The 22,648-nt window shown below is 36.6% G+C and carries 12 protein-coding genes and 1 pseudogene; 7 read left to right on the top strand and 6 right to left on the bottom strand.

Going from position 1 to position 22,648, the window contains the following annotated elements:
• Window positions 1–19: 19 nt before the first annotated feature.
• From L3049_RS05115 to L3049_RS05140, 6 genes are all read right to left on the bottom strand, one after another.
• The gene (locus L3049_RS05115; RefSeq protein ID WP_275108721.1) at window positions 20–2,074 is read right to left on the bottom strand and encodes a glycosyl hydrolase 115 family protein; all 2,055 of its coding nucleotides are present in this window, start codon (window positions 2,072–2,074) and stop codon (window positions 20–22) included.
• Between the two features lie 372 nt (window positions 2,075–2,446).
• Window positions 2,447–4,864 (bottom strand): glycoside hydrolase family 3 N-terminal domain-containing protein, encoded by a 2,418-nt coding sequence (locus L3049_RS05120; protein ID WP_275108722.1) that lies wholly within the window; start codon window positions 4,862–4,864, stop codon window positions 2,447–2,449.
• Window positions 4,865–5,041: 177 nt separating this feature from the next.
• Window positions 5,042–7,459: a glycoside hydrolase family 3 N-terminal domain-containing protein gene (locus L3049_RS05125; RefSeq protein WP_275108723.1), complete on the bottom strand. Its 2,418-nt coding sequence runs from the start codon at window positions 7,457–7,459 to the stop codon at window positions 5,042–5,044.
• 43 nt (window positions 7,460–7,502) lie between these two features.
• Complete coding sequence (locus tag L3049_RS05130) at window positions 7,503–9,077, bottom strand: glycoside hydrolase family 28 protein (RefSeq protein WP_275108724.1); 1,575 nt, start codon at window positions 9,075–9,077, stop codon at window positions 7,503–7,505.
• 147 nt (window positions 9,078–9,224) lie between these two features.
• Window positions 9,225–10,889 carry a RagB/SusD family nutrient uptake outer membrane protein gene (locus L3049_RS05135; protein WP_275108725.1) on the bottom strand — a complete coding sequence of 555 codons (1,665 nt, stop codon included), beginning with the start codon at window positions 10,887–10,889 and terminating at the stop codon, window positions 9,225–9,227.
• A 24-nt stretch (window positions 10,890–10,913) separates the two neighbouring features.
• Window positions 10,914–13,988: a SusC/RagA family TonB-linked outer membrane protein gene (locus L3049_RS05140; RefSeq protein WP_275108726.1), complete on the bottom strand. Its 3,075-nt coding sequence runs from the start codon at window positions 13,986–13,988 to the stop codon at window positions 10,914–10,916.
• A gap of 859 nt (window positions 13,989–14,847) precedes the next feature.
• On the opposite strand from L3049_RS05140, the pseudogene L3049_RS05145 reads away from it, so the two are divergent.
• From L3049_RS05145 to L3049_RS05175, 7 genes and pseudogenes are all read left to right on the top strand, one after another.
• Window positions 14,848–15,441, top strand: a pseudogene (locus L3049_RS05145) (hypothetical protein).
• A 483-nt stretch (window positions 15,442–15,924) separates the two neighbouring features.
• The gene (gene uxaC, locus L3049_RS05150) at window positions 15,925–17,325 is read left to right on the top strand and encodes a glucuronate isomerase (protein ID WP_275108727.1); all 1,401 of its coding nucleotides are present in this window, start codon (window positions 15,925–15,927) and stop codon (window positions 17,323–17,325) included.
• A gap of 23 nt (window positions 17,326–17,348) precedes the next feature.
• Window positions 17,349–18,386 (top strand): sugar kinase, encoded by a 1,038-nt coding sequence (locus L3049_RS05155; RefSeq protein WP_275108728.1) that lies wholly within the window; start codon window positions 17,349–17,351, stop codon window positions 18,384–18,386.
• A gap of 198 nt (window positions 18,387–18,584) precedes the next feature.
• Complete coding sequence (locus tag L3049_RS05160; protein ID WP_275108729.1) at window positions 18,585–19,154, top strand: bifunctional 4-hydroxy-2-oxoglutarate aldolase/2-dehydro-3-deoxy-phosphogluconate aldolase; 570 nt, start codon at window positions 18,585–18,587, stop codon at window positions 19,152–19,154.
• Between the two features lie 6 nt (window positions 19,155–19,160).
• Window positions 19,161–20,000, top strand: a complete 840-nt coding sequence (locus L3049_RS05165) for an SDR family oxidoreductase (protein ID WP_275108730.1) — start codon at window positions 19,161–19,163, stop codon at window positions 19,998–20,000.
• A gap of 117 nt (window positions 20,001–20,117) precedes the next feature.
• Window positions 20,118–21,302, top strand: coding sequence for a mannonate dehydratase (uxuA, locus tag L3049_RS05170; RefSeq protein ID WP_275108731.1), 1,185 nt, complete (start codon window positions 20,118–20,120; stop codon window positions 21,300–21,302).
• Between the two features lie 15 nt (window positions 21,303–21,317).
• Window positions 21,318–22,628: an MFS transporter gene (locus L3049_RS05175; RefSeq protein WP_275108732.1), complete on the top strand. Its 1,311-nt coding sequence runs from the start codon at window positions 21,318–21,320 to the stop codon at window positions 22,626–22,628.
• Window positions 22,629–22,648: the final 20 nt, after the last annotated feature.

The following is a 22,648-nucleotide window of genomic DNA, read 5'->3' on the forward strand; positions in this document are numbered from 1 at the left end:
GATTTCATACAAAACATCTTTATTGTTTTAATGATTTAAGTGTAGTCTCAATATCTTCTAACATTTCAAAAGTAGGAAACCCATTATTAGGGCGACGAATTTCTGGAGAATACCAATTTTCCCATTTTGAATCCTGATCACCTTCTTTAGAGTTTTTATATACTACTTCTAATTTTTCTTTTCCAACTTCTAAAAGTCTTTCGGCTTCAGCTATTAACTCCTCATCACCCGTTTCTTCAAATTGCTTCTTCAGTAAAGCCATTTCATGAAGAGTACTTTCAAAAGAAATTAAATCTGAATATAATTTCGTTGGGAGTAGAATGTAAGAATAATAGAACTCCTTATTGATTTCATTAGATTTCATTCCTTTTTCAGCCTTACTTAATGCTTCGGCAAAAATTTGAATCTCTAATTTCACTTTCTCAATATCGTCATCAACTCTCTCGTATGAATAAGCTATCGGTTCCTTACCTGGACTTTGAATTGGTGAATTAGACAGGTATGAAATTGCTTCTCGAATTTCCCATAAGTGTTGCACATATCCATTTCTTCCTTCTTGAACTTCATGTAATATCTTCATCGATTCAACAGCCGACTTTGCAGCATCTTTACTAAAATATCTCTCAGTCCAGGCTTTATAAAAATCTTCACCATTAAATTCTTCGGGCTTATTGCATACCTCGCTATAAGCTTCCAAATTGAATAAAAATGGTCTGAAATTCTGCCCGTTTACTTGGCAATACTTATCAGCACCATACTCTCGAAACATTTTCTTCATGATCGTATCTACGATCATAGGGTAAGGATTATGAACGGTATGATTTTTCCAAAATCCAGCATGCATATAAGTACCAAAATCATAACCTTTAGTACTTTTCGGCCAATATTTAAAATCACCAAAACCATCATCACACCACACAGCTATCCAATCTTTAGGTGGGCTAAAGTCTTCATTGAACATTTCCATTCCATCGTGGTAACAGAATGCAATTTTCGTTGCTTCAGGTTTATAATGATCAATTAACTGCCCTAATTCCAAATACACCTCATTAAAAACCTCTGTTTTATCCTCTCCACAATCACTTTCATATTCCCAATCCCACACCTGATGTCTGGGACGTAATGAAAAGATATCCGCTTTAGCAATAGACGTTTTTTCGAAATAGTATTTCCATCCTTCTATCCATTTATCTTTGTAAGTCGTCCAACAATAAGATTCGTCAACAGCCAATGGATGCAATTGATAACCTAAGGATAAGTCAACTTGAACTTCCATTCCTTTTAAATGAGCATAATCGATCATTTTCTCAAGGTATTCCTCATCAATTTTATAATCAGGCTTTAGTTTTTTATATTCCGGTCGAATAAAAAATTCAGGTCGACCTAACATATCAAAAAACTGAATGGCATTGTAACGAATTCTCACCAATGAATTAATCATTTCAGTATAGGATTCCCAATCGTATTCCAGTAATTTGCCTCTATAGTTTGCCAATTCGTCCACATCATTTTCGAAATAACACAGAATAGGAACCAAAGGCGGAGCTATTGTTTTGTTGTCAAAATTATAAAAGTCAAAATTATCCTTTCTACCTGGCATTTTGCCCGTCCAGTATTCGAAAGGATCAATACCTAAAACCTGATGAGAATAATCATAAATAGCATACTGCAGACCTTGAACATCAGAGCCTCCAATCACGATTACTTCTCTATTTTTTTTCAAATTTACCTTTGCCCAAATTCCTCCGCGCGCTCCTGGCTCTTTTGCCGACAGGCAAATCTTTTTAGACTTAGCAAGTTTTGCAATCTTTCTATTAGATTCTGTTGTTCCAAGTAAGAAAACAATTCCATCGGTTGGAATTTTTCTTTCATTTGTAAGCACTAATACTTCTCCATTAATAAGTTTGGACAAATCATTTTTCAAATCGAGAACCGTACTTTTTTCAACTTGAGTAGCCTTCTCTCCTTGTACCAAATAAACTTTGGTTTCTGAATGTGCTTGTGTATTAATAAAAAACATTGCTAGTATCAAAAACAACACTCGTAACATTTTATTTCCTGATTCAAAAATCATACTTCTCTTACTTTAACAATTTACACCTCATCGTACAGAAATCTAAAACTTACTTTCTCGTACATAACTACTAGAACAATTCTTCACCTTAATGCGTGAATCTTTATCTCAAAATTATTACATCACAACCCTTTATGTATGGATTTTTAAACCACATGCATGGATAAATCATACTTCCCTCATAATGAAAGCAAATCCCCCCTGTATTGTAGCTATTTAGAAATAATAAATAGAATATAATGACTTGTCATTATGTGAAAATAGATCTTGAACTAATGCAATTAAAATACCGATACTGAATATCACTACTATTCAATATCGGTATCTCAACTTTTCCTTTCAATTCTCCTTTATAAAGAACAATTGGATGTATTAATAAGCTAGTATTTCAAAACTATCATTCAAATGAATATCTTCTGAAGAACTTCCAATCCTTACTTTAAATTTTCCTGGCTCAACAGACCAATTCATATTCTTATCGAGCAATTCTAAATCCTCGGGATGTAGCGTGAAATTGATTATTTTAGTTTCCCCTGGTAATAAATGTACACGTTCGAATCCTCTTAGTTGAGATTCGTAAGTAGTAACGCTGCTCACCTCATCTGATAGATAGAGTTGAACGATCTCATCTCCTGCTCTTTTTCCTGTATTGCTAACTTTAAAAGAAACATGGATATCTGCTTGAAAATATGCTTGATTTGGGCTTACCTCTAAATCACTATACTCGAATGAAGTATAACTTAAACCATACCCAAAAGGATAAAGTGCACCCAAAACTCTCGTTTTACCATAACCATTCCCAGGAATTTCTACCTGTCCAGCCTGAGATGCTACTTTGAACGGGAAATTTAAAGGAATTTGCCCTACCGATTTTGGAAAGGTTACTGATAATTTTCCACCTGGATTGTAATCACCAAATAGAGTTTTAGCAACAACATCGCCAGAAGCTGCTCCTGGAAACCAAGCTTCCAGAATAGATGGAATGTATTTATCTTCCCAATTAATTGTAAGTGCTCGTCCGTTCACCAATACCAAAACCACCGGCTTTCCTGTTGCATAAAGAGCTTTAACAAGTTGCAATTGTCTTCCTGGCAAAGCAAGATTTGTTCTGGTCTTACTCTCTCCTACCATACTCTCATTCTCACCCATTACAGCAATAATAATGTCCGATTTTTTGGCTTGTTCAACAGCTTCATCAATACCAGCTTGTTCTTCTGCCGATAAAGCTACTTCCATCAATTCACTCTCTGGCCAACTCTTGTCGATAACGTCACATCCTTTCACATAATTAACACTCAACTGATCAGCAGCATAATTTTTAATCCCTTTGTAAATGGAAACTGATTCGTTAAATGATGGACCATATCGGCTAAATGTATAGTTAATCTCATCGGCCATTGGCCCAGCGACTAATACATTTTTATACTTTTTAATATCGAGTGGCAACAAATCATTTTCATTTTTCAACAAGACCATCGATTCCTTGATAATCTTTCTAGAAAATGCTTCATCTTCATCAGTATGTACAATTTTATTGGCTAAATCGCAATCTTCCACAAATGGATGATCAAACAATCCCAATCTAAATTTCACAGATAAAACATCAGCAACTCGTGAATCGATAGTTTGCATTGATACTTTGCCTTCTTTTATGATTTCGCGCAAAGGTTCAATAAAGGATTCTGGTGTTCTGAAACGTGTTCGAACATTCAAACCAGCTTCAACTACCTGACGAACTGCCTCTTTATAATCTCCAGCAACATTGTGCTTTTCATTCAAATATTCAACCGCATCACTGTCTGAAACGACATAACCTTTGAAACCATATTGTTCTCTTAATAATTCTGTTAAGAAATAATGGCTTCCTGTAATTGGCACACCATCATAGTCATTGTAACTACTCATCACACCCATCGGTTTTGCCTCTTTAATCACCTTTTTAAAAGGATAAAGGTGAAGCTGATGCATCTCTCTTGGTGCAACATGTGGATCGGTTCTGGCCTCACCATCTCTAGCTCCTTTCGGGATACTATAAACAGCAAAATGCTTAATAGTCGAAGCAACTCCTTGCGACTGAATCCCTTTCGACATTTCAGCTCCCAAAGCACCAATGTGAAATGGATCTTCACCATAACACTCAACTACTCTACCCCAACGAGGATCACGCGCAATATCAAGTATTGGCGCATAAACATTTGTATATCCTAATGCTTTTGCCTCACGACCTACAATTTGACCCGCTTTATAAACCAATTCTTTATTCCAAGTAGAACCGATACCAATTGGAGCTGGAAGTGGTGTCGCTTTTTTATGACACAACCCATGAACTCCTTCATTGCTAAAATCAACAGGAATTCCCATTCTTGTTTCTTCGATAAACCACTTTTGAATCACATTTATCGCTTCAGCATGATTACTATAAGGATAGGCATGCTCGGTATAGGTATAAGGTCTATTTGCAATCGTATTCAAATGCTCATCGATGTTTGCAATACCATCTTTCCAAACACGATTTTTCCAACCTTCATTTGGCAATTCATCTTTTAATACTCTTGAAAAACCATAAAGAGTTGCCATTTGACAAGTTTTCTCTTCCATGGTCATCTGCGAAAGAAGATCCATCACACGAGCATCAACTGTATTGGCGCTATCTTCAAAAATATCTTTTACCCCATTTTTGTTAAAATCGATCCAACCTTTTTTGTAAATGTTTTGTTTGTCTTTTTTTATTCCCGCAGAGGTTAAAAAAAGAAGACACAAAACAGAAAAAAACAACTTATAGATTCTCATTATATTTTCATTTTATAGATTTGACCTTGGAAATCATTCCTGATTATCTCAAGTTCAAATTTAGAATATTGCGTAATTCTTAATATGGACTTTTCTCCCACAAGTATGGATGAATTCTAAAATGCATTCTACTGCTAGTCCCATCATCACATCATCCAGCTCTAAATAAGCAGTCTTCTAGCGATTTAGAATAGTAAATCCTTCCGTCAAATGAATCTCTTCCGACGAACTGCCAATCATCACCTTAAAAGTACCTGGCTCAACTGTCCAATTCATATCCTTATCTAACAATGCTAAATCATCAGGGTGCAAGGTGAAATTTATCGTTTTAGTTTCACCTGGCAGAAGATGTACACGCTCGAATCCTCGAAGTTGAAACTCGTATGTCGTTACGCTGCTCACTTCATCTTTCAAATAAAGTTGTACAACCTCATCGCCTTCACGATCACCACTATTTTTAATTGCAAATGAGACTTGAATATCTCCTTGTACTTGAGAAGTCTTTGGGCTTACTTTTAGATCGCTATACTCGAAAGTGGTATAACTTAAGCCATAACCAAAAGGATATAAAGGACCCAAAACACGAGTATTTCCGTAGCCATTTGGTCCTTCTCCTGGCTGACTAGCCTGAGAACCTGGTTTGCATGGAAAATTTAAGGGGATTTGCCCATCCGTTTTTGGGAAGGTTACTGATAATTTTCCTCCAGGATTATAATCTCCAAAAAGTGTTTCTGCAATCACATCTCCTACTGATGGACCTGGAAACCAGGCTTCCAAAATTGCCGGCACAAATTTATTCTCCCAGTTAATGGTAAGTGGGTGACCGTTCACAAGTACCAATACAACAGGTTTCCCAGTGGCATATAAAGCTTGAATCAATTGAAATTGTCTACCAGGTAATCCTAAAGAAGTACGTGAACGAGATTCTCCTACCCTCTTTTCATCTTCTCCAAGTACGGCAATAATGATATCCGATTCTTTGGCTTTTTGCACGGCAGCTTCAATTCCTGATTGCTCATCTTGTGTAAGCGGTGTTGGAATAATTTCACTTCCAGGCCAATCTGCATCAATCACATCACAACCTTTTGCATACTCTACATTCAACTTTTCTCCGCCATAATTCTTAATTCCCTGATAAATAGAGACTGCAGGATTATTCGCAGGGCCATATCTACTATATGCATAACGAACTTCATCGGCCAAAGGACCAGTTACAAGTACATTTTTAAGATTCTTAATATCAAGAGGAAGCAGATTGTTTTCATTCTTTAGCAAGACCAAAGACTCTTTAGTGATCTGCTTCGCAAAAGTCTCATCCTTTGCAGTATGAACCAATTGATCAGAAGAATTTGGATTCTCAACATAAGGTTGATCGAACAAACCCACTTTAAACTTTACGGATAAAACATCTGCAACGCGCGCATCGATTGTTTTCATTGATATACTGCCTTCCTGAATTAATTCACGCAAGGGTTCCAAATAAGATTCTGGTGTTTTAAAATTGGTTCGAACATTTAAACCAGCTTCAACCACCTGTCTAACTGCTTCTTTGTAATCCTCGGCAACATGATGTTTTGTGGTAAGAAATTTAACCGCATCGCTATCGGATACAACATAGCCTTTAAAACCAAATTTTTCTCGCAATAGTTCAGTTAAGAAATAACGACTACCAGTTATGGGTACACCATCATAATCGTTATAACTACTCATTACACCTAAAGGAGAAGCTTCTTCAATAACTTTACGGAATGGGTACAAATGAAGTTGATGCATTTCGCGAGGAGCCACGTGCGGATCGGTACGTGCATTTCCTTCACGCCCACCTTTGGGAATACTGTACACGGCATAATGTTTTAAGGTAGATGCTACCCCTTGAGATTGAATCCCCAATGTCATTTGAGTTCCTAATTCTGCAATAAGAAATGGATCCTCACTAAAACACTCCAATATTCTTCCCCAACGCTGATCTCTTGCAACATCAAGTATAGGTGCATAAACATTGGTGTATCCCAATGCTTTGGCCTCACGACCAATTATTTCTCCGGCCTTACGAACCAATTCCTTATTCCAAGTACTTCCGATTCCTATCGGTGCTGGCAAAGGAGTTGCTCTGTCGTGGCACAATCCGTGCGTTCCTTCATTGGTAAAATCGGCAGGTATTCCCAAGCGGGTTTCTTCGATAAACCATTTTTGAATGGTATTAATTGCCTCGGCATGTTTGTGATAAGGAAAAGAATACTGATTTTCTGTTTTTGGTCTGAAAGCAATAGTATTTAGATGCTCATCAATATTTGCGATACCATCTTTCCAAGCACTATTTTTCCACTCGGCTGTAGGTAATTCATCTTTTAAAATTCGAGAATAGCCATATAAAGTTACCATCTGACATGTTTTTTCCTCCATCGTCATTTGCGATAGAAGATCAGCAACACGTTCATCTTCTCCTTGGCTAGGATCTTCAAAAATATCCATTGCCCCATTTTTATTAAAATCAATCCACCCTTTGTGATAGATCTTTTGTTTATCTGTTTTCTTTCCCGCAGATGTCAATAAAAAAAGACACAAAACGAAAAAAAGCACTTTATAGATTCTCATAACACTCTGATTCAAAAAAAATAATCTTTAGTTGGTACTGTTCTTACAATTTCCTTTTCGTCCCCTCTAGCGGAGAACTTAGCTTTACTGATTTTGTATCTTTCAGAATAACTTGCTTGTGCTTTGTCTTTGGAAGCTCAACTTGATCCATCTTAATACCTTCAACCTGATCGAAAACAAATGCAGGACGATAATCTTCATTTTCCAAAATCAACTTTACATTTTTAAGTGTAATCCCATTTGCATGACGAACGTATAATGCCCATGCTGGTAATTCTCCAAACATGGTGAATTCAGGATAACTTTTTATTCTCTCAGGAACCATATTTAAACGACTAAGAGGTACATAAGCCATGCCTCTCGAAGCTCTACCAGGACAAGTAATTTCAACATTTTCGATCACAACATCTTCCACATTATGTCCTGGAATACCTGAAATAGACGATGGAATTGGATTGTGAAAAAAGCTAACAGCGGGTCCGCGCATATCGTAATTCAAATCAGGCTTACCGAAAGGTACTTGAACCTTAATATCATGGATATGTATATTCTTAACAACACCCGGTTTTTCGCCTCCACGATGACCTAATCTGATGAAAATAGCATTGCCCGTATTCTCTGCAACGATATTAGCTACCTCAATATTCTCAATTATTCCACCATCAACCGATTCAATGGCAATTGCCGAACGAAAAGTGTCGTACACTTTGATATTCTTAATGGTAACATTCTTAAATCCGCCATAAGAAGCAGTTCCAAATTTTATGGCACTTGCACTTGAACGAATCACACAATTTTCAATTAAAATCGTATCATTACAATAGCCAGGATAGTATGATTTTAAACAAATACCATCGTCTGCAGAATTTACATCACAATTGCTAATTTTCACATTCGTACAATCTGTAATGTCCATCCCATCGTTGTTCCAGTAAGCTCTGTTCACTACTTTTAGATGATCAAGATTTAAGTTTTTACAAAGCTCGAACGAAAGTCCCCAACAAGCTCCATTGTATAGGTGTAAATCAGTAATGAAAACATTCTCACATTGCGAAAAACGAAACAATTTAGGACGAGCCGTTTCGTGCGGACGATTTCTGCGTGTACTGTACTTCGGATCAATTAACTCTCCTGCATGATGCAAACTATCAATTGTTAAGGCCAAAGCTCTGCCTTGTCCATCGATTTTACCCTCTCCAGAAATCGTAAAATCATTAGCCTTATGAGCGACCAATAAGGCCATCTGAGAATTATCATCTCTACCAACTAATTCAGGTCTTCCTGGCATTTCTATCTGCGGATAATCGTATGGATTTGTGCTCCCAAGCAAAATAGCATCCTTTTCCAGATACAAATTCACATTCGATTTCATCTGTAAACTTCCCGATAAGTACTCTCCAGCAGGAAATATGATTGTTCCTCCACCTTTTTTGTTTGCCTTATCGATTAACATTTGGATAGCCAAAGTATTCAAGCTTTCCCCATCATTTACAGCTCCAAATTCTGTGACTGTATATTTTTTTGATTTGGCCGAAGCATCAAATCCAATAACAACTCCTAAAATGATTACCAGAGCAAATATGATTCTCGACATCTTATATATTGATTTATTTTTCATAGTCTTTAGCTTCAACTATTCCCCAACTTTAAATGAGACTCTCACTCAGTTCTAAAATGAAAAGTTCATGAGCCATACTGCTATAAAGTAAAAACGGGCAGGCAACAATCGCCTGCCCGTTTAAAGCTCCACTAACTAATCTATGTATTAATATCCGTAATTTTGTTCTAATGAACCATCAGAAAGATTCAATTCATGCTCCGGAATAGGACGCAATAAATGAATATTTGCATCAAATGAACCATGATCAATTACATGAGGATTATACAAATTAATTCTTTCCTCTAATTTACCACTACGCTTTAATACTGCCCAACGATTTTCTTCACCTGCTAATTCAACTGCACGCTCGTCCAAAATATTATCAATAGTAATTGATGAGTAAGAATCAACAACTCCTGTAGCACGTTCACGAACAATATTTAAATGTTCCAATGCCTTAATTACATTACCAGCCTCTAAATAAGCCTCAGCTGCAATTAGATGAGATTCTGCTACACGAAACACAAAACAATCGCGGTATCCGCCTTCAGCTCCATCAAATCCTTGATCATCAAACTTCTTGAAAATAGGAAAGTTGGTTCTGTTTTGATTTGTACTGTACTGATAGATCGCCCCATCAACATTTTCAGGAATACCATAATAATATTCGTCTGGCTGATATACATAGTAGCTATTCAATTTTGTAGCTAGTTCTGCAGTACTTAAAGCCGTTTTTGGATAGTAAACTACTGTATCTCCTACATTTACTTCATTAACACCAAATTCCGTTTCATAAGTAACTGCTTCGGTGGCGATAATTGCACGGTGTAATGTTGCTGCATCACGAGTGTCATTATCTGCTAACAATCCGAAAAAGAACTCAGTAGGCATAATTGATATTGATGTTTGTCCATAAGGATTTGCTCTACTTACACCAGGGTAGTTAAAAACTTGATTCATCAATATTGAATGCTTGTTATTATTTCTATCTGCATACTCAGTTCCAGTACCATATTGAACAGCAAATAACACCTCTGCATTTTCCTGATTATCAAAGTCAAATACTTGTGCATAAGACTGGCTTCTGATATCGTAAGAACCGATTGCCAATTCTGCTAAACTTGCAGCAGTTGAAAAATCATCTGCTCCTGCAAAAGATTTATAACCGCGAGTCAAATATACATCTGCTAATAAATGCTGAGCAGCTCTTTTTGACAATCTTCCCGTTTCTGGTGAATCCATCAAGTTCGGAATAGACTCTTCCAAATCAGAGATGATTAAACTATAACATTCTTCCTCTGAAGATCTTGCATAATCAGCACGAATACTATTTGTTTCGGCCAATTCTAATACAACTCCACCAAATTGTTGAACTAAATTATAAAATGCTAAAGCTCTTAAAGATTTTGCCTGAGCAAGACCATAATTTTTATCATCCTCCTTAGCTGCGCTCCATGAAACATCATTATTATAACGGCTTATTACCACATTTGCATTACTAACAAGCTCATAATTGCTTTTCCAGTAACTTGCTGCAGAACCATTACCATCATTAATATCAAAATATTCATTCAAGGTATTGTATGCAAACAGTTCATTTTGTTGAGTAAAAAGATCTGTTCCATATAGATTAAGACTATAATCCTTATACACATCTCTTAAAGACTGATACACACCTACAACTAACTGATCGGCATTATCTTCCGTAATATAAGACTCACTCGTTAAATTTGTATAATTATCTTCTTCTATGTAGCTGTTACAAGCTGTAAAGCCAATCAAGGCACTTGCCAACAAGCTTATATATTTCGTTTTTCTAAACATTTTCATCATTCAAAAATTTAAAGGTTACACTTACAATTTTAGTTTCAAACCAAACAATACTGTTCTAACAGAATAAGCCATTCCGTAAGAGTTCTGTAAGCCTGTTTCAGGATCTGGACCTTTATAATCTGTAAACGTAAATGGATTTTGAATGTCAAGAGACAATCTACAGCTAGAGATATTAAATTTGTTCAAGAAAGTTCTTGGAACCTTATATCCTAATCCTATGTTTCCTACTTTAACAAAAGACATATCTTCAAAATGCCATTCTCCTGGTTCTCCAACAAAAGGCATTGGATATTCTCCATCCTGATTGTTCGGAGTCCAATAATCCAAATCAACTTGATTAAATTTACCTTCTTTAGTATAAGGACCAAAGTTTTGATAAAATTCAGAGTGGCCTGTTACACCTTGACGAGTATAAACCATAACCGACATATCGAAATCCTTGTACTTAAAGCTATTCGTCATACCACCAATCCAATCAGGCGAGTGTGATCCAATCACTACCTTATCTTCTGAATTGATTACACCATCATCGTTTTGATCAACATACTTGTACATTCCTGGAACTGCATTGTAAACGTTGGCTTCTGCTACTTCATTCAATTGCCAGATACCCACTTTTTCGTACGAATACATAGCATCAGTTGCTTCACCAATTTTTAATACTCCATGACGTCCATAAGGAAGGTTATCAACACCTCCGTCAATCTCTTCAATTTCATTTACATTCTTCGCAAAATTCAGACTGGTTTCCCATGTAAAATCGTCTGTTCTAATATTTACAGTATTCAAATCAATTTCAATACCACTATTTCTTACCGATCCATAATTTCCGATAGCACTTGCGTACCCGGTGATATACATCAGCTCTCTTCCAAGAATACTTCCTTCGGTTTTCTTGTTATAATATTCAGCACTTAATCTAACTTTATTGCTGAAAACACCTAAGTCAAATCCAAGATTGTATTCTTTCGAAATTTCCCAACCAAGTTGATCATTGGACATATTCGCAATTGTCTTTCCACTAAGAATATTGCTTCCTGACAAATAATTAGAATCACTCAATTTTCCCATTGAATTGTATGCGCTAATTGTTTTGTCGTTACCAGACTCACCATAACTTAAGCGTACTTTTAAGTTATCCAACCATTCCACATCTTGTACAAAATCTTCTTCACTTAGTCTCCATGCAAAAGCTGCAGATGGAAAAAACGCCCATTTGTGCCCTTCAGCTAATTTAGAAGAACCATCATATCTTCCTGTGAAAGTGAACAGATATTTTTCGTGCATGTTGTAATTCAAACGAGCTGCAAATGAAGCTATCGTTTCTTTACTGTAATACGATGTAGCACTTCTTTTATCCGTACCATTACTTATATTGTAGTAAGAATAAGAATCAGAATCAAAATTTCTATTCTCTATACCACTACCTTCCATTTGGTTATAGAATAAAGATGAAATAACTGTAGCTTTCAAGTTATGACCTTCTTTAATTGAAAAATCAAAATTAGCAATGTTATCCCAAGAATAAGTATTATCAAATGTAGTGTTGTAATACGCACGAGTTCTACTTTGATCGTTACGAGCTGCTTTCGTCAATAATCCTCTATATTCTCCATAACGAGATGAACTCAAGTTAGGTGCGAATGAAGATCTAAAGTTGAACCATTCTGTAGGCTTAACATCTACATAGAAATTGGCAATCACTTCTGTTTTGCGAGTATTCACAGTCCATGATCCGTTAGCATCATAAATAGGATTTATAAAACGTTGATCCTGATCATCTGGAAGCAAAATAACTTCTCCCTCTGAAGTGTAAGGATTAACGGTAGGAGATAATCGTAATGAACTACGGAATAATTCTTTACTACCTTCTTCTCTTTCTGAATATCCAAAATAAGTTTTAATACCAACAGTCACTTTATCAGTAACTTTTTTAGAGATAGAAGCAGTTGCATTGTATCTTTCGTATTGCTCAATACCAATAACACCTTCGTCTTTTAAATAACCGATAGATGCATTGTAAACCAAACCATTTTCACCACCAGACATACCAACAGTATGACTCGTTTGAATACCAGTTTTTCTAAATTTGTCGGCCCAATCAGTATAACGTCTGTTTGCTACGTTATCAGCCTCTTCATTTGAAGTCTGAAATTCTGTAGTCGGATCAACTGTTAAAGCATTGTAAGCTGCAGCCGTTCCATTCCCTTCACCAACTAATCTTTTCCATTCGTTAGCTCTTAAAAAGTCATCTACAAAAGCAACATACTCATCACCATTATACATGTCAGGAACATTTACAGCACTATTAATACCGAAAGATCCATCGTAAGTAAATTGCGTTTTTCCTTCAATACCAGACTTCGTAGTAATGATAACAACACCATTCGCACCACGAGAACCATAAATTGCTGTAGCAGATGCATCTTTTAAGATATCCATCTTGTCAATATCTGCAGGATTGATCATATCAATATCATCCATAAAGATACCATCAACAACGTATAAAGGACGAGAAGCATCAGTAGATAAATCATCACTAACACCATCTTTACCAACATTGGTATTTGTAACTACTGTATTACCACGAATTTTAATTGAAAGCGGAGCACCAGGCTTAGAACTGACCTTACGTACATCAACTCCTGAAATACGACCTTGAACAGCCTGACCAATGTCTGTCTTTCTCATTTCTGTCAAACTCTCAGCACTAATTGAAGCAACAGAACCTGTTAAATCACTTTTCTTAACCGTTCCATAACCAATTGCAACAACCTCATTCAACCCAATGGATGAAGTAGCTAATTGCACTTGATAAGAAGTTTTTTTTCCATCTAATGTTATTTCCTGTGTTTCGAACCCAACAAAAGAAAATACAATTGTTCCTGTTCCATTAGGAACGGCGATTGCAAATTTTCCATCAATATCTGTCACTGTACCTGTTGTTGTACCTTTTATAATAACAGATACACCAGGCATTGTTACACTCTGGTCATCCACGACCACACCAGACACCTCTAACGTTTGCGCCCACGAGCTAGACGATAAACCTATTAATAAGGCTAGCATCAATAATTTGAACTTAAATTTCTTCATAGATTTTTTGGTTTAGTAAACAAATCATGACACGAATGTACTTCGAAACCGATTTCGGTAAATGGACAGATCTTTCAAAAGCATGGATAGATTAATCAGCGTCGCAAAACCCCTTATTTAATTGATAGTACAGAAGGAAATACTTTTAACATTATTTCACTTTTTTTAAAGTTTCCATAATGATTTCCATATCAATCTACATCAAATACAAGTCGAAATTCTACAAGCTGAACACCATTTTCGCATGCGCTACACTCCTATATATACACAATAACTTTAGTAAGACTACTATTTTAATCCTCCGCAAATTTAAAAGAAAAAGTGCAATTTCTTAAAAACATTTAGAAGATCTAAAAACCGAATTACATCCGTGCCCGACAACGATTCCTTTTTATTTTCTATTATAAAGAATAAAATATGGCCAATCAATTAAAAAAAATTGATTGGCTTACCCGAAGTTTAAATCCATATGCACAAAACTTGTAATGGATATTAATTGATTCTAGTAAATACAAAACCTCTAACAGAAACAGTATTGGTGCCTACCAATTTATTGAATATGGGTTTAAATCATATATCCGACTGAAATGAATTGGTAAGTAAACAACTATATAGTATAATATAAGAAGATATTTAAGCAGTACATAAAATTGCCATTCAAAACCTCTCCAAAGAAAATAATGTAGTTAAATATGGTAATCCGATTGATTATGCATTGGCCAACATTCAATATGGTGAACATGTTCATATTCATAATGTGAAAATCTATAGGATTAAATGAGATATGAGTATTATCCCAAAGTAAACAAAGTCAAAATTCCAGCTTCTGGAAAAACTTTTAGAGGAACTTTATTCTGCAATGGAGAATGATGTTCGCATAGATTGCCCAATTGCTGATTTAAAAATCGGCTTAAAATGTGGTGGATCTGATGGATTTAGCGGAATTACTGCCAATCCCCTACTTGGTGTAATCTCCGATTTGTTAATTGCCAACGGCGGCAGTACAATTCTTACCGAAGTACCAGAAATGTTTGGTGCCGAACACATCTTAATGGAAAGAGCAGAAAGCAAAGATGTTTTCGACAAAACAATTACCTTGATTAATGACTTCAAAGGATATTTCATTAAACACGATCAGCCAATTTACGGAAATCCATCACCTAGAAATAAGGATGGAGGAATAAGCACACTAGAAGACAAGTCTTTAGGTTCCGCACAAAAAGGAGGTTCTGCAAAAATTGTAGATGTATTAAAGTACGGTGAAGTAATTTGAAAGAACGGGTTAAATCTTCTTTCTTCTCTTGGCAATGACTTGGTTTCAGCTTCTGTACTTGGATTCTATGGTTGTCAAATGGTCCTTTTCACAACAGATAGAGAAACCCCATTCGGAAGTTTCGTACCCACCATAAAAATCCCTACCAATAGTGATTTAGCAAAAAGAAAATCGCACTAGATCGATTTTGATGCTGGAACAATTCTCGAACTGAAGATGTGAAATCATTAGCCGAATCCTTTCTTAATTAGGCAATTGAAACGACAAATGGCAAAGAATTGAAACACAAAAAAACTGGATTTTGAGAAGTTGCCGTCTTTAAAACTGGGGTTACCTTATAAAATTCTCGTAGACCCTATCTAAATAAGCACCTTTCTACCCCTTAACAACTTAGTACATATAATTCAATAGAAATAGCTATTCTCTCGCTGATTTAAAGAAGTATAGCTATTTTTACATTTCCTATTTCGGCCTTGGTTTCAATTTAAACCTGATTTTTAAACTTGTAAAAAATCTAAATACCACCTATCTTCGTGTTCGAACACGAACGTAATGCATGATTTAAATCAAAGCACAATATTTTCAATAAGCAATCGATTTAAATTTTTATTTGCCTAGGTTCCGTGCTCGACAACGATTAAACAAGACTCTAATATAAGAATCATGAAAAAGTTTTTAGATAAAGATTTTATCCTTGAGACCGATACAGCAAAAAAGCTATACCATGAATTTGCTGCCGATCTTCCTATTATAGATTACCACTGCCATATTTCACCGCAAGAAATTGCTGAAGATAAGCAGTTTGAGAACATGACTCAGATTTGGTTGAATGGTGACCATTACAAATGGAGAGCACTTAGAGCGAATGGCATCACTGAAAATAAAATCACCGGAGATGCATCTGACTGGGAGAAATTTGAAAATTGGTCAGCGACTGTTCCTTATACACTTCGAAATCCTTTATATCATTGGACTCATTTAGAATTAAAGAAGCCATTTGGCATTGATAAAATTTTAAGTCCAAGTAGTGCTAAAGAAATTTGGGATGCGTGCAATGAAAAATTAAACACTCCAGCATATTCATGCAAGAGCTTAATCCGCAAAGCCAATGTTGAGGTAATCGGAACGACAGATGATCCTGCCGATTCATTGGAATACCATAAAATAATTAAAGATTCAGGTTTCGAAACGAAGGTAGTTCCTTCTTGGAGACCAGATAAAGCAATGGCCGTTGATAATGCTACAGAATACAACAACTACATCAACATGTTAGCCACTGCAGCAGAAATGGAAATTAATAGCTTTGCGGATTTATTGTCTGCTTTGCAAAAACGTCATGATTTCTTCGCAGAAATGGGATGTAAAGCTTCCGATCATGGTTTGGAACAATTTTTTGCAACAGAGTATACAAACGAAGAAGCTGCTGAGATCTTCGCAAAGATTCGCAAAAATGCTGATTTGAATGCAGAAGAAGTTTTAAAATTTAAATCAGCAATGTTATATGAATTTGCTGTTTTAGATCACTCAAAAAATTGGGTTCAACAATACCATGTTGGTGTAATTCGCAACAACAATACTGGAATGTTCGATAAGATAGGAGCTGATGCAGGTTTCGACTCTATCGCCGATAAATTGGTTGCTAATGATATGTCGAAATTCTTAAATCGTTTGGCGACAGAAGAAAAATTAACCAAAACCATTCTTTACAATTTGAACCCTGCACACAACGAAGTGTATGCAACCATGATTGGTAATTTTCAAGATGGAATTACTGCTGGTAAAATTCAATGGGGTGCTGGATGGTGGTTCTTGGATCAAAAAGACGGGATGGAAAAACAAATGAATACCCTTTCAAACTTGGGCCTTTTGAGTCGTTTCGTAGGTATGTTAACCGATTCAAGGTCATTCTTAAGTTACAGTCGCCATGAATATTTCCGCAGAATTCTTTGCAATTTAATCGGTAACGATGTTGAAAAAGGATTGATTCCTTACAACGAAGAATTACTAAAAGAAGTAGTACAAGGCATTTGCTATTACAACGCAAAAAAATATTTCAATTTCTAATAAAATACAAACAATATTATACAATGAGCAGAGTAATTACTTTCGGAGAAATCATGTTGAGGCTTGCAACTCCGGGTTATGCCAGATTTTCTCAAGTTGACACTTTTAACGCTACTTATGGTGGTGGTGAGGCTAATGTGGCCGTATCGCTAGCAAATTATGGTATTGATGTCGATTTTGTAAGCCGTCTTCCTAGGAATGACATTGGACGAGCTTGCATGATGGATTTGAGAAAATATGGAGTTGGGGTTGACAACATAACTTGGGGTGGCGATCGTTTGGGTATTTACTTTTTGGAAACAGGAGCCGTTAGTCGTGGTTCTAAGGTAGTTTACGATCGAGCTCATTCTGCTATTTCTGAAATTGAGAGCGGAATGATCGACTGGGATAAAGTGTTCACAGGAGCAACTTGGTTTCACTGGACAGGAATTACTCCTGCTATTTCTCAAGGAGCAGCAGATGTTTGTTTGGAAGCTATTAAAGAAGCAAACAAAAGAGGTATTACCGTTTCTACTGATTTGAATTACAGAAAAAATCTATGGAAATATGGTAAAACAGCTGAAGAAGTAATGCCAGAATTGGTTGCTGGTTGCGATGTAATTTTAGGTAACGAAGAAGATGCTGCAAAAGTTTTGGGAATTAGTCCTGAAGGCCTTGATGTTACCGGTGGACATGTAGAAGCTGATGCTTACCTTTCTGTTTCTCAGCAAATCGTAAAGCAATTCCCTCGTTGCAAAAAGGTAATTACCACTTTGCGTGGATCAATCAGTGCAAACCACAACTCGTGGACTGGTGTTCTTTACGACGGAGAAACCCTTTTCAAAGCAAACAACACTTACCAAATTACCGATATTGTTGACCGTGTTGGTGGTGGCGATTCATTTATGGGAGGATTGGTTTATGGACTACTAACCTGGCCTGGCAGAGATCAAAAAGCCTTAAATTTTGCCGTTGCAGCATCTTGCTTAAAGCACACCATTTATGGCGATTACAATCAAGTTACTGTAGAGGACGTTGCTAAATTAATGGATGGTGATGCTTCAGGACGTGTAGCGCGATAAATGAATTATGAATGAGGAATTAGAAAAATAGAATGCTCTTGTTACGAAAGCAAGGCAACTAATAATTCATAACTCGTAATTCATAATTGAAAAACTAATGGCAAGATTTTCCAGAATAGAAGTTGCTTTGAAAATGAAAGAAACAGGAATGATTCCCGTTTTTTTCACTCAGATATAGAAGTTTGCAAACAAGTTGTTATGGCTTGTTACAAAGGTGGTGCAAGATTATTCGAATTTGTAAACCGTGGTGATTTTGCTCACGAAGTATTTGGAGCGCTCATCAAATGGTCAGCAAAAGAATGTCCTGAAATGATTTTAGGTGCAGGTTCGATTATTGATCCCGGAACTACGTCTTTATACATTCAGTTGGGAAGTAACTTTATTGTTTCGCCCGTTTTAAATGCTGAAATGGCAAAAGTTTGCAACCGCAGAAAGGTTGCTTGGTCGCCAGGATGTGGTTCACTAACAGAGATTTCTTACGCAGAGGAATTAGGTGCCGAAGTGGTAAAGATTTTCCCTGGAGCACAAGTTGGAGGTCCTGATTTTGTGAAAGCCGTTAAAGGTCCTTTCCCTTGGTCATCGATTATGCCAACAGGTGGTGTTAAGCCCGAAAAGGAGAACTTAAGCCAATGGTTCAATGCAGGTGTTCACTGTGTTGGAATGGGCTCACAGCTAATGATTAAGAATACAGATGGTTCTTTCAATTACGAAGCTATTAAAGAAGCAACTGCAAGTGCAATTGCAATTATAAACGAGATAAAAAAATAGTACGATATGGATACTAATTTAAATAATAAAGTAGCAGTAGTAACAGGTGCAGGTGGCGTAATTTGCTCTGAAATGGCAAAATCATTAGCTGCAATGGGTGTTAAAACAGCACTAGTTGATATTAACGCCGAAGCTGTTGAAAAATTAGCTCAAGAAATTGAAAAAGAATTCAAAGTAACATCAATTGGTGTTCCTGCGAGTGTTCTAGATAAAGATTCATTATTAGAAGCCAAGAAAATAATCAATAGTAAGCTGGGGAGCATTGATTATTTAATCAATGGAGCTGGAGGGAATTCTCCTCTAGCTACATCTGGTGTTGACCAAATGGTTGATGCTGATATGGAAAATCTAGACGAAACTTTCTTCGGAATGAAGATGGAAGGTTTTGATAAGGTTTTTGATTTGAACTTTAAGGGAACCATTCTTCCTACAATGGTGTTCTCAATGGATATGATCGAAAAGAAAGAAGGATCGATTGTGAATGTTTCTTCTATGAATTCGTATCGTCCACTAACCCGTATTGCAGCTTATTCTGCAGCTAAAGCAGCTGTGAATAACTTCACCCAGTGGTTATCTGTTCACTTCTCTAAAATGGGTGTTCGTGTAAATGCAATTGCACCAGGTTTCTTGTTAACGAATCAGAACAGATTCTTGTTAACGGATGAAGAAACTGGTGAACCAACTGCTAGAGGTGTGAAAATCATCAACAATACACCAATGGAGCGTTACGGTACTCCTCAAGAATTACAAGGTACCCTACTCTACTTACTATCGGACTGGTCAGCTTTTGTAACAGGAGTTGTGATACCTGTTGATGGTGGGTTTAGCGCATACAGTGGTGTCTAATAAGGCTTTATAGTTTCAATTATATTAATTTAGGTTAGTTAGTGTGTTTAAGTGGCAAAACGGAACAAGATGCAATCACCTCTTGTCCGTTTTGTCCTTTAACTAAAAACAAACAAGATGGCATTAGAACAAACATGGAGATGGTACGGGCCAAACGATCCGATATCATTACAGGAAATTAGACAAACGGGTGCTACTGGTATTGTAAGTGCTCTTCACCATATCCCAAACGGAGAAGTTTGGACAATCGAAGAAATTAAGAAAAGAATAGCGGAAATTGAAGCTGTCGGACTCACTTGGTCGGTTGTGGAAAGTGTTCCTGTTCACGAGGATATCAAAAAACGAACATGGAACTTCAAACAGTATATTAAAAACTACAAGGAAAGTATTAAAAACCTTGGTGCTTGCGGTATCAAAACCATTTGCTACAATTTTATGCCAGTATTGGATTGGTCGAGAACCGATTTAGAGTTTGATTCGGGAGATGGATCGAATTCACTTAAATTCGAGATTGATATTTTTGCTGCTTTTGATGTTTTTATCCTGAAAAGAGAAAATTCAAGACAAGATTATTCGGATGCTATTTTGGAGAGAGCCGAGGCGAAATTCAAAACCATGACAGCCGAAGCAATCGAAAAAATTACTAGAACCGTAATCGCCGGACTTCCTGGTGCCGAGGAATCATATACATTAGAAAGTTTCCAGAAAGTATTGGATACCTATAACGACATTGATGCTAGCAAATTAAAAAAACATCTTCACGATTTCTTATCTGAGATTATTCCTGTGGCTGAACAAGCTGGTGTTCTTATGGCCATTCATCCAGATGATCCACCACGTGCTTTGCTTGGATTACCTCGCGTTGTAAGTACTGTTGAAGATGCTTTAGAGTTGACCAAAGTGATTGATTCTCCTTCTAATGGAATTACACTTTGTACAGGTTCTTTCGGAGCTGGTCATTTTAACGATCTTCCAGAAATGACTGCAAAATTGGCTTCTCGAATCAATTTTGTACACCTAAGAAATGTTAGCAGAGATGCAGAAGGAAACTTCTTCGAAGATTACTTATTCGAAGGAGATATTGACATTCCTGCTGTTATGAGAGAATTACTTATTGAAGAAAAAGCTCGTAAAGAAGCTGGCCGTGCCGATTGGCAAATTCCAATGCGTCCCGATCATGGTAACAAAATGCTAGATGACCTTCCAAAAACAACCAACCCTGGATATTCTTTATATGGAAGAATGAAAGGATTAGCTGAACTAAGAGGTTTAGAACAAGGATTAATGGCTGGTATTAAATAAAACAAATTCAACACTATGTTCAAAGTAAAACATTATCGATATAGGGTACTGGCAATGCTATTTATGGCTACCAGCATTAACTATTTCGACAGAAGTATAATGGGGGTAATGTCACCTGAGCTTATCGAATATTTCGGTTGGACGAAACAAGATTATTCTAGTATTTTAGTCGTATTTCAAATAGCTTATGCTATAGGTCTTATTTCTATGGGCGGAATTATCGATAAACTAGGAACAAAAAAAGGATACATTGTATCCATTGGTATTTGGAGTTTATTTGGAATGGCACATGCTGCCGTAGGTCGTGGCTTTAGCTTAATCGGTTTCATGGCTGCTCGATTCGGATTGGGTTTTGGTGAGGCGGGTAACTTCCCTGCTGCTATTAAAACAGTTGCCGAATGGTTCCCGAAAAAAGAGAGAGCTTTTGCAACAGGTATTTTTAACGCAGCGACTGCTGTTGGTGCAATTGCTGCCCCATTTGTTGTGGGAGCCATTGTATACTGGAGTGGCGGAGACAGAGGCGAAGGAGAATTAGTCAATTGGCAAATTCCATTTTTAATTACTGGTGTTCTTAGTGCAATTTGGGTATACCTGTGGTATCGCACCTACAAAAAGCCTGAAGATCATCCAAAAATCACAAAAGAAGAATTAGCCTACATTCAAAGCGATTCTGAAGTAGAAACAACTGAAAAGTTGCCATGGAAAAGTGTTATTCGAAAGAAACAAACTTGGGCATTCTCTATTGCAAAAATTACCGATGCTGTTTGGTGGTTTTACCTGTTCTGGGGAGCGATCTTCTTAGCAGATAATTTCGATGTGAAAATTAAAGAAATGGGAATTCCTTTCCTTGTTATTTATGCTATAGCAGATACTGGAAGTATATTCGGTGGATGGCTATCAGGTTCATTAATGAAAAAAGGATGGTCCTTAAACAAAGCGCGTAAAGTAACGCTTTTAATTTGTGCCTTGGTAATTCTACCCGTTTGTTTTGTAGCCTTTACCGAAAGCAAATGGATTGCCATTTTCTTAATCGCATTGGGTGCTGCAGGTCATCAGGCTTGGTCGGCAAACATATTCACCTTAGCTTCCGACGTATTCCCTAAGAAAGCAACAGCTTCGGTTGTTGGTATTGGTGGAATGGTTGGTGCCGTTGCAGGTATGCTTTTCAATATCGTTTTAGGATCGGTACTGGATACTGCTAACAACACAGGATTCTTTTGGGCATTTCTTGTTGCCGGATCCAGTTATGTGATACTTCTGGGTGTGGTGCATTTAATTATGCCTAAAATGCAACCTTTAGATGAAAATCTAAATCCAATTCAATAAGTAAGAAACAACATACCGGA

The organism is Labilibaculum sp. DW002 (genome assembly GCF_029029525.1).
GTDB classification, from domain to species: Bacteria; Bacteroidota; Bacteroidia; order Bacteroidales; family Marinifilaceae; genus Paralabilibaculum; species Paralabilibaculum antarcticum.

Excerpts from the sequence above, each read along its gene's own strand:
- L3049_RS05175 (WP_275108732.1), top strand. The coding sequence starts at position 21,318 with ATGTTCAAAGTAAAACATTATCGATATAGGGTACTGGCAATGCTATTT.
- uxaC (WP_275108727.1), top strand. The coding sequence starts at position 15,925 with ATGAAAAAGTTTTTAGATAAAGATTTTATCCTTGAGACCGATACAGCA.
- L3049_RS05115 (WP_275108721.1), bottom strand. The coding sequence starts at position 2,074 with ATGATTTTTGAATCAGGAAATAAAATGTTACGAGTGTTGTTTTTGATA.
- L3049_RS05125 (WP_275108723.1), bottom strand. The coding sequence starts at position 7,459 with ATGAGAATCTATAAAGTGCTTTTTTTCGTTTTGTGTCTTTTTTTATTG.
- L3049_RS05120 (WP_275108722.1), bottom strand. The coding sequence starts at position 4,864 with ATGAGAATCTATAAGTTGTTTTTTTCTGTTTTGTGTCTTCTTTTTTTA.
- uxuA (WP_275108731.1), top strand. The coding sequence starts at position 20,118 with ATGGCATTAGAACAAACATGGAGATGGTACGGGCCAAACGATCCGATA.
- L3049_RS05130 (WP_275108724.1), bottom strand. The coding sequence starts at position 9,077 with ATGAAAAATAAATCAATATATAAGATGTCGAGAATCATATTTGCTCTG.
- L3049_RS05160 (WP_275108729.1), top strand. The coding sequence starts at position 18,585 with ATGGCTTGTTACAAAGGTGGTGCAAGATTATTCGAATTTGTAAACCGT.
- L3049_RS05165 (WP_275108730.1), top strand. The coding sequence starts at position 19,161 with ATGGATACTAATTTAAATAATAAAGTAGCAGTAGTAACAGGTGCAGGT.
- L3049_RS05140 (WP_275108726.1), bottom strand. The coding sequence starts at position 13,988 with ATGAAGAAATTTAAGTTCAAATTATTGATGCTAGCCTTATTAATAGGT.
- L3049_RS05155 (WP_275108728.1), top strand. The coding sequence starts at position 17,349 with ATGAGCAGAGTAATTACTTTCGGAGAAATCATGTTGAGGCTTGCAACT.
- L3049_RS05135 (WP_275108725.1), bottom strand. The coding sequence starts at position 10,889 with ATGAAAATGTTTAGAAAAACGAAATATATAAGCTTGTTGGCAAGTGCC.